A 13,910-nucleotide genomic window follows, 5' to 3' on the forward strand; every position below is an offset into this window, starting at 1 on the left:
GTGTGTCCTTAGTTGGTGACGGGTGCGGGTTCGGGTTCGCCTCGGCGCTCCAGGACCACGACGAAGACGCGGTAGAGCACCAGGCCGAGGGCGGCGACCGCCGCGAGAATCAGTAACACCGTTCCGTAAGTGGCCGCCGAGTCGGTGCCGGCGATGCCCCCGAGCAGGTTGGGCTTCAGGTCCATCAGGGTTGCGGTGTAGGCGATGCCGATCGGCACTGCCATGTTGATGGTGAGGTTGTAGAAGCCGATGGCGATACCGGATTTCTCGACCGGCACCCGCCCAATGGCGGTCGATACGAGGGGGCCGTACATCAACGCGAAGCCCATGCCGAACAAGACCATCGAGATCACGAAGATCCCGATCCACTTGTCCACCACCAGAGCCGGGATCAGCATCGAGGCGGTGATCACGATCAACGCCGTGGTGATGGCCTGCTTGGATGTGAGGAACCGGGCGATTTTGCCGGTGGCCGAGCCGACGATCACAGCGGCGATGTAGCCGGGGATCAGCAGCAGGGAGACCTCACCCAGGTTGTAGCCGTAGATGTCGGATACCAGGAAAGGGAAGAGGAAGGTGTAGCCGAGCTGGACCGAGTAGATGACGAATACCACGATGATCATCAGCGAGTATTGAGCGTTGGCGAAGAACGCGATGGTGATCACGGCGTTGTCGTTGGTTCGGATGTGCCAGATGAACAGGATCAGCCCCGCGACGACTGGCACCAGGTACCAGGGGTTGAAGTTCTGCATGAACAGGATGATGCCGGTGGCGAACACCGCGATCAGGAAGAGCCCGAGCACGTCCACGTGGCTGTCGTTCGTTTCCTCCGCAGCAACAGTGCGGAGCACGAGCGGGATGGTCAGCAGGGAAAGCAACGTGACCAGGAAGAAGGCCGCCCAGCCGATGTAGGTGGCGATGAAGCCGCTGCCGACGGTGCCGATCAGTAGCGACAGTTGGAAGGCTGCGGTGCTGAAGCCCAGGTACTTCTTCTGCTCGTCGCCCCTGAAGTGCTTGGTGACGTAGATCACGTAAAGGGTCTCGGCGGCCGCCAGACCGGCGGTCTGGATCAGCCGGCCGATTAGGACCAGCCAGAAGTTGGCCTGGAAGATGAAGCCGACGATCGACCCGATCGTCATCACGAGGATCGCGAAAATGATGAGTTTCCGGATACTGATCGAGTCGGCCAGCGCGGCGTACACCACGGCACCGATACCGATCAGGATGCCGGTCAGCGTGGCTTGCAGGCTGACAGTGTTGACGGGCAGGTTGAGATCCAGCGCCAGCGCCGGCGACATGAACTTGAAGCCATTGTCCAGCACCAGCGAAAACACGAAGAGGAACAGCAGGATGGGGACGGCCCGGGTCGGGTTGAAGACCGGAGTTGGACGCTTGGCGTGAGTCGCGTTGCTCATCAGATCAGTTCCAGCGCGATCTCGATCATTCCTGTGAAGGCGGTCTGCCGTTCCTCGGGGGTGGTCTTGGCGTTGGTGACGAGCTGGTCGCTAACAGTGAAGATGCCAAGCGCATCGACGCCCCCGGCCGCGGCGTTGGCGAACAGACCTGCCGACTCCATCTCGGCGGCCAAGATGCCCATCTTCATCCACTTCCCCATGGCGTCTGGATCGGCGCCGTAGAACAGGTCGGACGAGAGCACATTGCCCACGTGGGTGCGTTGACCGCGCTCGTCGGCGATCCGTTTGGCGTGCTCGAGCAGCCTGTACGACGACAGCGGCGCCCATGAACCGGGCAGGTTGAACTGGTGCAGGTAGTTGGAGTCGGTCGACGCGCCCTGGGCGATAACTACGTCGTAGAGCTCCATGTTCTTCTGCATGGCGCCGCAGGTGCCCACCCGGATCAGGTTCTTGACCCCGAAAAAGTGGATCAGCTCATAGCTATAGAGCGAGATGGAGGGGATGCCCATACCCGTGCCCATTACGGACACGGGACGCCCCCGGTAAGTGCCCGTAAAACCCAACATGTTACGAACCTCGTTGAAGCATCGGATGTCGTCGAAGTAGGTCTCGGCGATGAATTTCGCTCGCAGCGGGTCCCCCGGAAGGAGGATCGTCTCGGCGATGTCCACCCCTTTCGGATCAATGTGCGGCGTGCTGTTCGTGGGGGGATGCAGACCCTTCATCGTTGACGGTGATCCGACCCTCGTGGTGGTTGAACTCATGTTGACCCCTTCGTCTGAATAGTATGAAGTTATACCTCTCAGGTAGCATATCAAATGTGATACGTTCGGGGTGACAAGGAGGTCTCGTGACGACCCGTTTGGAACCGCACCCGTTCTTTCACCAGCAGCTCTACCTCACCGTCGGCCAGCCGATTCGAGTCGCCGTCTACACGCGGCTCGCAGATGGAATCCGCTCTGGTGTGTTCCGGCTCGGCGAAATGCTGCCGAGGGAAACAGAGCTCTCGGCAATGCTCGGCGTCAGCCGCACACCCGTACGCGAGGCGCTGATGCTCCTCGAAGAAGACGGGTTACTGGTCACCCGTCGCGGAGTTGGACGATTCGTAACGGACTTCATCCCGCACGGAGGACTGGAGCAGCTGCGGCCATTTGAGGTCGCCTTAGCCGACCCGAACATGACGTTGACTGTCCAGCCGGTGCGCTTCGAGTTGGAAGGGGTTACAGACTTCGTGTCCCACCGGCTCTCGCTCGACCCGGCTGCCAACGCCTGGATCCGCGAGAGCGTCTTGCTGCAGGATGGCGTTCCCGTTGCCACTGTTCAAGAGCATCTCCCCGCTGGGCGCTACCTCAGTGATGTGAGCGCGCGAATCGCATCCGAACTCTCCAAGATCGCCGCCGAACCACGGACACTCCTCGCATCCATGCAGGCCAACGGCCACGTCTTCACAAACAGCGTGTGCCAGATCGTCGCAACCGACGCTGGCCCCACGCGAGCGAAACTGCTGAACATAGGGCCGTCAGCGGCGGTCCTCATCCTCACCCAGACAGCGGAGCACGGCGGAGTTCCGATCTACGCCGCAAAATGTGTCGTCGCGCCCGGCCACGGGTCGCTGTCGGTCAGGCAACATAACCCCAACTAGTACTGCTTTTCTTAGTTGGTGACGAGTGCGGGGGCGGCGAGGGTGGCGCGCGCAGCATTGATGACCGCGTCGAGGTGGATGCCGCGGAGGCGGAGAACCTCGGAGCAGCTGCCCGACTCGCCGAACTTCTCGATCGACACTAAGCGCCCGTCGAGGCCAACCCAGCGGTACCAGGCATCGCCGCGGCCCGCCTCGACGGCGATCCGGGCGCGCAGGGCCGCCGGCAGCACGGACTCGCGGTAGTCGGCGTTCTGCTCCGCGAACCACTCGGCACAGGGCAGGGAGATCACGCGGGCGGAGATGCCCTCCTCTGCCAAGCGGGCGGCGGCATCGATCGCGAGGTGGACCTCGCTGCCGGTGGCGAGGATGGCCAGGTCGTCACCGTCGCCGTGTTGCCAGCGCACATAGCCGCCGGCCGTGACGCCTGCAGGAGTTGTGTCGCTGCTCTCGAGCACCGGCAGATCCTGTCGGCTGAGGATGAGCGCGACCGGCCGGTCGGGGGAGGCGAGGATGCGACGCCAGGCGGCGACGACCTCAATGGAGTCGGCGGGGCGCACCACGTCGAGGCTCGGAACGGTGCGGAGCGACGCGATCTGCTCGACGGGCTGGTGGGTGGGGCCGTCTTCGCCGACGGCGACGGAGTCGTGGGTGAAGACGTACACCGCGCCGAGGCCCATCAGGGCGCTGAGACGGATGCTCGGGCGCATGTAGTCGCTGAAGACCAGGTAGGTGGAGGCGAACGGGCGCCACGGGCCCTGCAGGGCGATGCCATTGAGGATGGCCGCCATGGCATGTTCGCGGATGCCGAACCGGATGAACTCGCCGGCCGAGTTGGTTGCGGAGAAACGGTCGCCGTCGACCTCTACGGTGGTGGAGCCGGCGAGATCTGCGGAGCCGCCCCACAGGGGAACTGCGCCCTGCAGGGCGCGGAGCACGGCGCCGTTGGTTTTGCGGGTGGCGATCAGGTCGCCGGGGCTGCCGACCTTGACCGAGTCGAGAGCAGACGTGTCGAACTCGCCGCCGCGGAAGGCAATCCAGCGCGCTGCCCCCTCGGGGTCGAGGGTGCTCCAGGAGGCCAGGTCGGCCTCCCATTCGCGGTGCAGTTCGTCGCCGCGGGTGAGCGCCCCGCGGGTGTGTTCGAGGGTCTCGGGGGCGACGAGGCCCTGCAGGGTGGCATCGGGGGCGAAGCCCAGTGTCGTCTTCACCGCGGCGAGCTCGTCGGCGCCGAAGCCGCCCGCGTGCGCGGCCGACCTGCCGCCGAACTTTGCGGAGGGGGCACCGATGACCGTGCGGAGAGCAACCAGGGTGGGGCGGCCGGTGCGTTCCGCCGCCGCGCGGAGGGTGGCCTCGAGGGCATCAAGGTCGTTGGGGGTGTCGATCTCGAGCACGCGCCATCCGTAGGCCCGGTACCGGGCGCGCACGTCTTCCGTGAAGGTGTCGGCGGTGCTGGAGTCGATGGTGATGCCGTTGTCGTCCCAGATGAGAACCAGGTTGTCGAGACCGAGCGTGCCGGCCAGGCTCGACGCCTCACCGGAGACGCCCTCCTGCAGGCATCCGTCGCCCGCCAGCACCCAGGTGGTGTGGTCGAGCAGGGTGGAGCCGGGGGTGAACACGGCGCTCTCGTGCCGGGCGGCCATGGCCATGCCCACGGCGGAGGCGACGCCCTGGCCGAGCGGTCCGGTGCTCATCTCCACGCCGACGGTGTGGTGCACCTCGGGGTGTCCGGGCGTCTTGGAGCCGAGGGAGCGGCTCTTGGCGAGGTCGTCGAGGGTGAGGCCGTAGCCGGTGAAGAACAGCTGGGTGTAGAGCAGAAGGCTGGCATGACCGGCGGAAAGAACGAAGCGGTCGCGGGCGGGCCAGTCGGGGTGGGCGGGGGAGTGACGCAGAACTCGGGAGAACAAGACGTGGGACAATGGCGCCAATGCCATGGCGGTGCCGCCGTGTCCATGTCCTTTGGCCTGCACGATGTGGGCGGCCAGGGCCTGGGCACTCGCGACAGCGCGGGTGTCGAGCTCGGGCTGCGTCGTCGTTGACGTGGGATTTGTTGATTCGGTAGCCATGGAAGACACTTTGGTATACAAATGTACTTAAGTCAATAACGGATCCGGCGAGTGTGAAGTGCACCCGCGGATGCGTCGGAGGGGTAAGGATTCGATGGCTCACACTTTATCTACGGGCTCGGGCGTGGTGCTCGGTCTGATCCGGTCCGGCCTCGCCACCACCCGCAGCGGCCTCATCGACCAGCTCGGCTGGTCGCGGATCACCCTGGCGCGGCGCCTGGACGAACTGCTGCTCGCGTCGATCGTGGTGAGTGTGGGGCAACTCGATTCCCGCGGCGGCCGCCCGCCCGAGGAGTTCGCGGTCAATCCGCACGCCGGCCTGCTGTTCGCCGTGGACATTGGTGGATCGCACACCCGGCTGGCCATCACCGACCTGGTCTCCACCATCCTCAGCGAGGATGAAGCCGACATCGGGCTGAGCGAGGGGCCGGCCGAGATCTTCGAATGGGCCGGCCAGGTCTTCGACCACATGCTCGATCGGCTCGGCAAGACCCGCGCCGACGTGGTGGGGATCGGCGTGGGCGTGCCCGGCCCGGTCGATTTTGTGACCGGGCGGCTCGCCACCGGGCAGGTGGACGCGCAGTGGGACGGCGTTTTGGTGAAGGACTACTTCGCCGGCCGCTTTGACAATGCCGTATTCGCCGTGGACCGGGACGTGAACATCATGGCGCTCGCCGAGGCGCGGCGAGGCTGGAGCGAATACCGAGACGTGGCGGTGCTCAAAGCCGGCATCGGGGTCGGTTTGGCGTTTGTGCTCGACGGCTCGATCTACCACGGCTCCCGAGGAGGCGCGGGCGATCTCAGCCCGGTGCGCTCCGGCGGAGCCCGCACCGAACGGCTCGAGACGAGCGCCAGCGGTGCGGTGATCCGCCGCGAGCTGCAGCGCCGGGGCTACCGGGTGCGTACCAGCAACGACATCGTCGGCCTCGCCAACCAGGGCGACCCCGAGGTGCGGCGGCTGCTCAGCGAGACCGGCACCGCCATCGGGCAGAGCCTGGCGCACGTGGTGGGTCTGCTCAACCCGCAGGCCGTGGTGGTCGGCGGCAACCTCGCCCAGGCCGGCGAGCCCTTCCTCGGCGCCATCCGCGACGCTATCTTCGCCGGCGCCCGGGACTTCGCCCTGCAGGGGCTGGTGGTGGAGAAATCCCGGCTCGGCCACATCGCAGGCATCACGGGAGCCTCGCTCATCGCCCAGGACGCACTCTTCGAGGCCGACCGCATCAGCCGGTTAACCCGTGGCGCCCTGCCCGGTCTCTCCCCGCTCGTTCCGTCGATCTAACTCGCGCTGGAGCCTCGGCAGTTCCCACACTGGCCGCGCCCGCCATTCGTTGCCCACGACGCTATTTGGCGACGCTAGAGAGTCAATTTCAAAAACTTTAGTACATTTATAGACAAAAGGTCGCTCAAGCTTGTACACTCATCCCAATCGCCCTCGCAATCAGGGGTGGATCGAATCCAAACAACGGAGTTCATTCGTGGCACTCAACCTCGCCGAAGCACTGTCGTCCATCGTGACCCAGGCGGATGCAGCCGACTGGCGTGCCGCGATCCGTCTCGCCGGCGACGGCCTCGTGTTGGGTGGAGCAACCACGGATGCTTACACCGACGAGATGATCGACGCTGTCGAAAAGCACGGCCCCTACATCGTCATCGCCCCGGGCATCGCCCTGGCGCACTCCCGGCCGTCTCCGGCGGTTCTCACCGGCGGACTCAGCTGGGTGAGCCTGGCCACGCCCGTCAAATTCGGCAACAAGGCCAACGACCCCGTCAACCTCGTGATCGGGCTCGCCGCCGTCGACCACGACGCTCACCTCGCCGTGATGCGCGCACTGGCCGGTGTTCTCTCCGACAGCTCGGCCATGGATCGCCTCACTTCGGCCACCAGTCCGGCCGACGTTCGCGCCGTGCTCGGCGGGTTCGCCGCAGTCGCGTAATGCGCGGCACACGCATCCACCCCACTCTTCTACTCTCTGATCTCACCCAATCGAAAGGCACCCCATGAAGATCGTCGCCGTCTGTGGAATGGGCATCGGTACGTCCGTGCTCCTGAAAATGAACGCCGAGAAGGTTCTCGCGAAGCTTGGTATCGATGCGGATGTCGAGGCCGCCGATATGGGCGTGGCTCGCGGTGCCGCTCAGACGGCCGAGATCGTGCTCACCTCGGCGGAGCTGGCCGAAGAACTCGGCGATGTTCCCGCCGAGGTCATCGTCATCAACAACTTCTTCGATCTCGAGGAGATCACTGAGAAGCTCACCGCCGCCGTCGAGTAACCCCTCTCACCTTCCCTTCTCACAGAATATGGAGCTCCCACAATGGAGTGGCTCGTCGTCGTACTGAACTTCATCGGACAGCAGATTCTCAATGTGCCGGCTTATCTGATCGGCATCATCACCGCCATCGGCCTCATGGCGCTCAAGCGCAACTCCGGGCAGGTGATCGGCGGTGCTCTCAAGGCGGCGCTCGGCTTCCTGATCCTCGGTGCCGGCGCCAACGTGGTGGTGGGCTCCCTCGACCCGCTGGGCAGACTGATCCTCGCGGTGACCGGTGCCCAGGGCGTCATCCCCACCAACGAGGTCATCACCGCCATCGCGCAGGAGGAGTTCGGCGCCCAGAGCGCCTACGTGCTCACCCTCGGGTTCCTGGTGATGCTCGCCCTGGCCCGCTTCACGCCCCTCAAGTACGTGTTCCTCACCGGTCACCACATGGTTTTCATGGCCACGATGCTCACCGTGGTGCTCTCCGTCGGTTTCGGTGATGGCGCCAACTGGCTCGTGGTCATTATCGGCGCTCTGCTGCTCGGCGTGATCATGGTGGTCATGCCCGCGTTCGTGCACCCGTGGACCAAGAAGATCACCGGCAACGACACCATCGCGATCGGCCACTTCGGTACCCTGGGCTACATCGCCGCCGGTGCGGCCGGCCAGGCCGTGGGACGTCGCAGCAAGTCGACCGAAGACGTCAATTTCTCGCAGGGCCTTAAGTTCCTGCGCGACTCGATGGTCGCCACCGCGCTGTCGATGGTGCTCATCTACCTGGTCTTCGCCATCTGGGGCCTCATCGCCCTTCCCATGCAGGAGGCACTCGACATCTTCGGCTCCGCCGACGCCGGCGCGTTCATCATGGCGGCCTTTGCACAGGCCCTGCAGTTCGGTGTGGGTGTCGCAGTCATCCTCTACGGTGTGCGCACGGTACTCGGCGAGCTGGTTCCCGCGTTCCAGGGTATCGCCGAGAAGGTTGTGCCCGGTGCGCGTCCCGCGCTGGACATCCCGATCGTGTTCCCGTTCGGCGCCAACGCAGTGCTCATCGGCTTCTTGAGCTCATTCGCCGGTGGCCTCATCGCGCTGGGTGTGCTGGCAATCTGGCTGAACCCGATGTTCGGGCTCGCGCTGATCCTGCCCGGTATGGTGCCGCACTTCTTCACCGGAGGTGGAGCTGGTGTTTACGGCAACGCCACCGGCGGTCGCCTCGGCGCGATGATCGGTGGATTCGTCAACGGCGTGATCATCACCATCCTGCCCGCCATCCTGCTACTGGTTCTCGGCGACTTCGGCTTCGCCAACAGCACCTTCGGTGACGCTGATTTCGGCTGGTTCGGCACCCTCGTGGGTGTCAGCGTCGGCGTAGGTGGCGGACTCGGGGTCATCCTCGCGATCCTCATCGCCGTGGTGCTGGTCAGCGTCGCGATCGTCTACCAGATCCGTGTTGTCGACAAGGGCTGGGTGCCCGGGGCCAAGCGCGACGTCTGGATCGCGGAGGAGAAGGCGGCCGAGAAGGCCGTTCTCGACGCCGAGAAGGCTCGTCGCAAGGCGGAGAAGGAAGCGGCGGCCGAGGCCGTTTAGTTTCACCGGCTCTACGTTTCGCCAGAGGGCGGCCCCGCGGTGCGGGGTCGCCCTCATCGTGTGTGGGGGCTGCTTCGCGGCTGACGCCCCAGTCATCAGCAGTGAGATTCGCTCGTTGGCCCGGCATGGTGAGCAATTGCAGGAGGGTCTAGACCGTGGGGCCGTCTGGGGCGCAGAGAGGAACTTTCCACCCCCGTCAGCGTTACCTCCGACCTGAAGCGAATTGTGTACAGCAAGAGCGGTGAACAGTCCGTTCTTCAGTTTGTCGATCTGCTGCTGACCGACCCCGGAGCAAGGATCGTGGAGGCGGCCGGCGACGGCGCGCAGCACGTGCGGGTGGGCGAACTGGTGTGGTTGGCGGTCGCCGCGTACCAGCGGGCACAGCGGTACGGCCCAGGAGTGCTCGATGCTTCCCGCCGAGCGCGTCTTCCCACTGCCGGCGAAGGCCAGCTTCGACCAGGGCGAGCCTCGGCGTGCGCATTGGATAGGAATGCAAAGCGTTGTCGGGTCTATTGGGCTTGAGGCTGAGGCTGAGGCTGGACGCAATTTCAGGACGGATGTATCATTTTGTAAACATGTCTTACTTTGGAAGGTGGCAGCGTGACGATCTCAATCCGTCTCACCCCCGAGGAAGAGGAGCGGCTGGAGGAGCTGTCCAGGCGCACGGGGCGTTCGAAGAGCTTCTACGTTCGAGCTGCCCTCCGCGAGCACTTGACCGATCTGGAGGACGCCTTTGCGGCCGACGAATCGCTGAACGCTTTTGAAGCCGCAGGCCGCCGCTCCCGGCCGCTCTCGGCGCTGAAAGCCGAGTCTGAGCTGTGATCGCCCGGTGGCGCGTTGAGACCACCGAGCAGTTCGATTGCCAATTCAGGAAGCTGGACCGCGCTGTGCAGCGACGAGTCCTGTCATACCTCGAGGACGTCGAACGTCTCGACGATCCTCGCCAACGCGGGAAGGGTTTGACCGCAAACCACTCCGGCGTGTGGCGATACCGAGTAGGGGACTACCGCGTCCTCGTTCAGATCATGGACGAGACTCTGGTCTTCCTGGCCGTAAACGTCGACCACCGCAAAAACGCATACTGAACCAACCGTGGGCGGGGTTCGGGATCGCATCAAATTTGTCTGCGGTGATTCAAAAAAGCGTGGGGCGTGGTTGCGATCAACTCGTTCGCACGGCCTCCAGCTTTAGTCTCGGCATGAGTGCGTCCACCCGGATTCTTGAGGCTCGGTTACGGGCCAATCTCTCGCAGAGCCAGCTGGCCCTTCGTGCCAGAGTTCCGCAGCCCAACCGCTCCGCCTACGAGGTTGGTCGGGTGCAGCCGCGGCCGGAAACTCTCGCTCGCATCCTGGCTGCCGCCGTTGAGCGGCCGTCTCTCGTGCTGGCGCGCGAGCGGCGCCGTGTGCTCGAACTGGCCGGCCACCGCGGTGCCGGCGCCGTGCGAGTCTTCGGCAGCATCGCCCAGGGCACGGATGCCGCCGGCAGCGACATCGACCTTCTCGTCACCTTCGCCCCCGACGCTTCCCTTCTCGATGCGGCCGGGCTCGTACTCGGTTATCGGGTGCGGGTGGGTGACTACCGGATCATCTACATCATTCGCAACGACATCCTCGTGGTGGTCGTGGTCACCGTCGGCCATCGTCGGGACGTGTATGAGTAACGCGTGATCACTTTCCGCTGCCGGTGCAGCTGGGGATTGGGTAGGTCACGCAGACGATCCCTGCGCCGCGATGCAGCCGACCCACACTTCGTCGCGAGCTCGGGTGATGCCCACGAACAGTTTGCGGCGGTCGCGCTCGTCGCGTTCGATCTGCGAATCGGTCCACCCCGCTCCAGTGACGCCCGGGAACATCAGGCGTTCGGTGATCCAGGGCAGCAGCACCTGCTTGAACTCGGGGTGCATGATGCCAACAACAACACTGAGGCGAAGACCGCCCGTGTCTCAGTGTGCCGGGCCACGTTCAGATGAGCGCTACCTGAGTCCCAGGTGTATGTTGCGTGCAACGATTCGGATGGGAGCTGTGATGATGCCGAGAGTGGGCGCAAGCGAATCGAGCAACACCGCCCTCTACGTCACGGGCGGTGTGCTCACTGTTGTCCTGGCCGCTCTGACGGTTCTGATCACAGTGCTTGCTCAGCAGCCTGTGGGTGTACCGGCCGAGATCGCGCTCACCGTCTGGATCCTCCTCGGACTATCAGCGCTCCTCGTCCTGCTCACGCTGGTGGCCTGGATTTCCCGAGTTATGGATGGCACGGCAAACCGTGGTGCGCTCAATCTTCCGAACGGCAGCATCAGCGCGGTGATTGCGCTCTTGCTTCTGCTCCTCTTCGCGTTTTCGTCGATCTACCTGTTCAGTCAGCTCAGCTTGCGCGAATCGCGGGGCGCGAAATCCACCGGAGTTTCGGAAAGCACACTCGCGGGCTTTCCGTCTGAACGCGTCATCAGCTTCAATGTTGCCGAGGCTGGCGCCGCCGACGGGACCGGGCGCACCTACGATGTGGTGCTGGCGCCGGCTTCTGGCGCAAGCACTGACTTCGCCGAGACGATCTTCGCCACACTGTCGACGGTCGTCATCGCAATCGTCGGCTTCTACTTCGGGCAGCGGGCCGCTACCTCGGGGGTTCAAGCCGTACAAGACCTACAGACAAACGCCGAGCTGACTCGTTCAAAGATTGAGCTAGAGCGGGAAATGCAGACGACACGGGTGCCGATTGCCGGAGCGGGAGCCGGCGTCGTAAAACCGGGTTCCGGACCCGTTTCGGACGGCCTGGCCACAGAGCGAACACCGGCGCCGCCGGAGAAACCAGGAGCTTGAATCGCATCTGACTGGAGTGGGATCGACATGACACATGACAGCATCCGCTTACCATCGGCCAGGGGGCCGCACGCCTCAGCCCGGACGCTCTTGGCGCTCGTACTTGCTGGCTTTCTCCTCACGGGCGCCAGTTGCGCTCGGAGTGGCACGAGCAGCCTGGATGATCTGGGGCGCATTCTCGGCCGATCTGCAAACGAGACCGAACTCATCGTAGGAGGCGGTTCTGCTGCCGCGGAGAAGAATGCCGCCCGTTGGCTCGAGCAGATCGAGGCCTATGGTGACAGCGATGTGCGAGCCGCCTGCAACCTTGCCCTGGCGATGTCTGGTTCCGGAACACCGAAGACTCAGGCCGATCTCAAGCAGCTATTGCAACTTACCTCCGCCATCACGAATCCCACGGCTGAAGTGACAAACCTGCGGGATACTACGGCGTCTGCATTGATCGAGGATTACCAATCGGCCTCCCTGGCCGCGGCAATAGTGGCGTTCGACGAGACCCTCTGCTGACCAGACGTGCTTGGTCGACTGAACGTCGACCAGGGTGGTCAGGGCCGGAATCCCAACGTTCGTTCCTGGAATGACGGGTCCATGCGCTTCATCTGCGGATTGAGGGTGGAGGCATGCTGCCAGTCCTGGTCATTCTTTGCGAGCAGGTCCATCGCTCTCGCGAGCAATCGTGGTTCGATCGCGGTCTGAGCCCATCGTGTGCTCTTGCTCTACGTATGGTCGAAGGGCTATCTCGGGGAGGTCGGCCCTGCCGAGGCCGGGGCCGCGTGACGCGTTGGCATTAGTGCGCCTGGGCCTGCTTCGGGGAACGAGCGCCAAGTTAAACCCGGGACATTTCGGCATCAGCTGCGTGCGCAAGACGTCAACTGCGGCATCGCTTCCAACGGCGTCAGTACAGCCAGTTAACGCAAGGCAAACTTTCGTTCAGGTGGCCTGGGGCTGGATTTTCTGCGACTTAGTGTGAATGAACCGTTGCTAAAACTTGATTCGGTCGGTGAGTGGCCATCTGCCCTCTCGCGGCCCAGAAAAGGACTCACAATTGAACAAGCGCATTCTCACAGCGGCCACTCTTGCGGCCGTGCTTCTGGGCACCGTCGCGTTGGCGTCATGCAGCAGCACGGCAGGCGGGGCGTCGTCGGGGGAATCTTCCGGAACCCTCATCGTCTACACGAACAGCAATTCGGATGGGCGTGGGGAATGGGTGACCGCCAAGGCCGCCGAGGCCGGGATGAAGATCGAGATCGTGGGGCTGGGCGGGGCCGACCTCGCCAACCGCATCGTCGCCGAGAAGAATAACCCGGTGGGCGACGTCGTCTTCGGCCTGAACAATATGTTCTTCGAAACGCTGAAGGCAGAGGATGCCGTCACCGCCTACACGCCGGAGTGGTCGGGGGATGTCGACAAGAAAGCCGGTGACGCCAAGGACGGGGCGTTCTGGCCCCTCGTGGAACAGGCCATCGTCACCGTCTACGACACCAACACCGTGACGAGCGCAGACGCCCCGAAACAGGTCAGCGACCTGTGGGACGGCGCCGAATACCACGGCCGATACGAAGTGAACACCAGCCTCGGCCAGGCCACCCCGCAACTGGTTCTCGCCGGCATGCTCGCGCCCTATGCCGACGAGAAGGGCGACCTGGGCATCTCGGATGCCGGCTGGAAGCAGGTGCAGGACTACTACAAGCACGGTTCACCAGCGATCGAGGGCACCGACCTGTATGCGCGCCTGACCCGCGACGAGGTCGACTACGGCGTGCTCCCGAGCAGCGGAATCACCAGCCGCGACGCCGAATACGCCACCAAGACCGGCGTGATCAGCCCGGAAGACGGTGTCCCCTACGTCACCGAGCAGATCGCGGTCATCAACGGCACGCCGCGCCAGGACCAGGCCGAGAAGTTCATCGACTGGTTCGGCGGAGCCGAGGTGCAGGGCGAGTTCGCCGCCGAATTCGCGTCCTACCCGGTGAATGAGAAGGCTCGCGCCGAGGCGCTTCCGGAGGTCGTCGAACTGATCGAGTCCCTCCCCAAGCAGGACATCGACTGGTCGCTGACCCGCGAACGCATCTCCGAGTGGGTCGAGAAGACCGAGCTCGAGTACCTGCCCTAAGTCTCGGCCCGGGCACGAACAGTC

At 64.2% G+C, this 13,910-nt stretch carries 15 protein-coding genes; 11 read left to right on the plus strand and 4 right to left on the minus strand.

The annotated features are described in order from the left end of the window. Positions 1-8: 8 nt before the first annotated feature. Together E3N86_RS06385 and deoD are read right to left on the minus strand one after the other, a co-directional pair. On the minus strand, positions 9-1,415 hold the full coding sequence (locus E3N86_RS06385) for an MFS transporter (RefSeq protein WP_134511589.1): 1,407 nt from the start codon (positions 1,413-1,415) through the stop codon (positions 9-11). Continuing rightward, on the minus strand, positions 1,415-2,179 hold the full coding sequence (deoD, locus tag E3N86_RS06390; RefSeq protein WP_255453039.1) for a purine-nucleoside phosphorylase: 765 nt from the start codon (positions 2,177-2,179) through the stop codon (positions 1,415-1,417). The genes E3N86_RS06385 and deoD overlap by 1 nt, the downstream gene beginning before the upstream one ends. 86 nt (positions 2,180-2,265) lie before the next feature. Here deoD and E3N86_RS06395 point away from each other — a divergent pair, with 86 nt between their 5' ends. Continuing rightward, positions 2,266-3,057: a GntR family transcriptional regulator gene (locus tag E3N86_RS06395; protein WP_134511590.1), complete on the plus strand. Its 792-nt coding sequence runs from the start codon at positions 2,266-2,268 to the stop codon at positions 3,055-3,057. Between the two features lie 11 nt (positions 3,058-3,068). On the opposite strand, the gene E3N86_RS06400 is transcribed toward E3N86_RS06395, so the two are convergent. Further along, positions 3,069-5,117: a transketolase gene (locus tag E3N86_RS06400; RefSeq protein WP_134511591.1), complete on the minus strand. Its 2,049-nt coding sequence runs from the start codon at positions 5,115-5,117 to the stop codon at positions 3,069-3,071. Between the two features lie 94 nt (positions 5,118-5,211). Here E3N86_RS06400 and E3N86_RS06405 point away from each other — a divergent pair, with 94 nt between their 5' ends. The 7 genes from E3N86_RS06405 to E3N86_RS06435 all read left to right on the plus strand — a co-directional run bounded on the left by E3N86_RS06405 (position 5,212) and on the right by E3N86_RS06435 (position 10,617). Further along, a complete protein-coding gene (locus tag E3N86_RS06405; RefSeq protein ID WP_134374069.1) occupies positions 5,212-6,396 on the plus strand; it encodes an ROK family protein in 1,185 nt (394 codons plus the stop codon). A gap of 196 nt (positions 6,397-6,592) precedes the next feature. Next, positions 6,593-7,051 (plus strand): PTS sugar transporter subunit IIA, encoded by a 459-nt coding sequence (locus tag E3N86_RS06410; RefSeq protein ID WP_134374067.1) that lies wholly within the window; start codon positions 6,593-6,595, stop codon positions 7,049-7,051. 64 nt (positions 7,052-7,115) lie between these two features. After that, positions 7,116-7,388 (plus strand): PTS sugar transporter subunit IIB, encoded by a 273-nt coding sequence (locus E3N86_RS06415; protein ID WP_134342816.1) that lies wholly within the window; start codon positions 7,116-7,118, stop codon positions 7,386-7,388. Positions 7,389-7,430: 42 nt separating this feature from the next. Next, on the plus strand, positions 7,431-8,957 hold the full coding sequence (locus E3N86_RS06420) for a PTS ascorbate transporter subunit IIC (protein ID WP_134511592.1): 1,527 nt from the start codon (positions 7,431-7,433) through the stop codon (positions 8,955-8,957). Positions 8,958-9,557: 600 nt separating this feature from the next. Beyond that, entirely contained in the window at positions 9,558-9,779 is a 222-nt protein-coding gene (locus E3N86_RS06425; protein ID WP_104171445.1) for a DUF6290 family protein, read from the plus strand. Continuing rightward, on the plus strand, positions 9,776-10,042 hold the full coding sequence (locus E3N86_RS06430) for a type II toxin-antitoxin system RelE/ParE family toxin (RefSeq protein WP_255453040.1): 267 nt from the start codon (positions 9,776-9,778) through the stop codon (positions 10,040-10,042). Before E3N86_RS06425 ends, E3N86_RS06430 begins: the two co-directional genes overlap by 4 nt. Before the next feature lie 113 nt (positions 10,043-10,155). Next, the gene (locus tag E3N86_RS06435; RefSeq protein ID WP_134374063.1) at positions 10,156-10,617 is read left to right on the plus strand and encodes a nucleotidyltransferase domain-containing protein; all 462 of its coding nucleotides are present in this window, start codon (positions 10,156-10,158) and stop codon (positions 10,615-10,617) included. 45 nt (positions 10,618-10,662) lie between these two features. Here the strand turns inward: E3N86_RS06435 and E3N86_RS06440 are convergent, their stop codons facing one another. After that, a complete protein-coding gene (locus tag E3N86_RS06440; RefSeq protein ID WP_134374061.1) occupies positions 10,663-10,860 on the minus strand; it encodes a hypothetical protein in 198 nt (65 codons plus the stop codon). A 133-nt stretch (positions 10,861-10,993) separates the two neighbouring features. Between E3N86_RS06440 and E3N86_RS06445 the strand changes: the two genes are divergently transcribed. From E3N86_RS06445 to E3N86_RS06460, 3 genes are all read left to right on the plus strand, one after another. After that, complete coding sequence (locus E3N86_RS06445) at positions 10,994-11,773, plus strand: hypothetical protein (RefSeq protein ID WP_134374059.1); 780 nt, start codon at positions 10,994-10,996, stop codon at positions 11,771-11,773. A 90-nt stretch (positions 11,774-11,863) separates the two neighbouring features. Next, complete coding sequence (locus E3N86_RS06450; protein ID WP_134570464.1) at positions 11,864-12,280, plus strand: hypothetical protein; 417 nt, start codon at positions 11,864-11,866, stop codon at positions 12,278-12,280. Positions 12,281-12,818: 538 nt separating this feature from the next. After that, positions 12,819-13,886 (plus strand): extracellular solute-binding protein, encoded by a 1,068-nt coding sequence (locus tag E3N86_RS06460; protein WP_134374057.1) that lies wholly within the window; start codon positions 12,819-12,821, stop codon positions 13,884-13,886. Positions 13,887-13,910: the final 24 nt, after the last annotated feature.

This window comes from Cryobacterium sp. Hz7 (assembly GCF_004402815.1).
In the GTDB taxonomy this organism is placed as follows: Bacteria; Actinomycetota; Actinomycetes; order Actinomycetales; family Microbacteriaceae; genus Cryobacterium; species Cryobacterium sandaracinum.

Excerpts from the sequence above, each read along its gene's own strand:
- E3N86_RS06385 (WP_134511589.1), bottom strand. The coding sequence starts at position 1,415 with ATGAGCAACGCGACTCACGCCAAGCGTCCAACTCCGGTCTTCAACCCG.
- deoD (WP_255453039.1), bottom strand. The coding sequence starts at position 2,179 with ATGAGTTCAACCACCACGAGGGTCGGATCACCGTCAACGATGAAGGGT.
- E3N86_RS06400 (WP_134511591.1), bottom strand. The coding sequence starts at position 5,117 with ATGGCTACCGAATCAACAAATCCCACGTCAACGACGACGCAGCCCGAG.
- E3N86_RS06405 (WP_134374069.1), top strand. The coding sequence starts at position 5,212 with ATGGCTCACACTTTATCTACGGGCTCGGGCGTGGTGCTCGGTCTGATC.
- E3N86_RS06415 (WP_134342816.1), top strand. The coding sequence starts at position 7,116 with ATGAAGATCGTCGCCGTCTGTGGAATGGGCATCGGTACGTCCGTGCTC.
- E3N86_RS06420 (WP_134511592.1), top strand. The coding sequence starts at position 7,431 with ATGGAGTGGCTCGTCGTCGTACTGAACTTCATCGGACAGCAGATTCTC.
- E3N86_RS06435 (WP_134374063.1), top strand. The coding sequence starts at position 10,156 with ATGAGTGCGTCCACCCGGATTCTTGAGGCTCGGTTACGGGCCAATCTC.
- E3N86_RS06440 (WP_134374061.1), bottom strand. The coding sequence starts at position 10,860 with ATGCACCCCGAGTTCAAGCAGGTGCTGCTGCCCTGGATCACCGAACGC.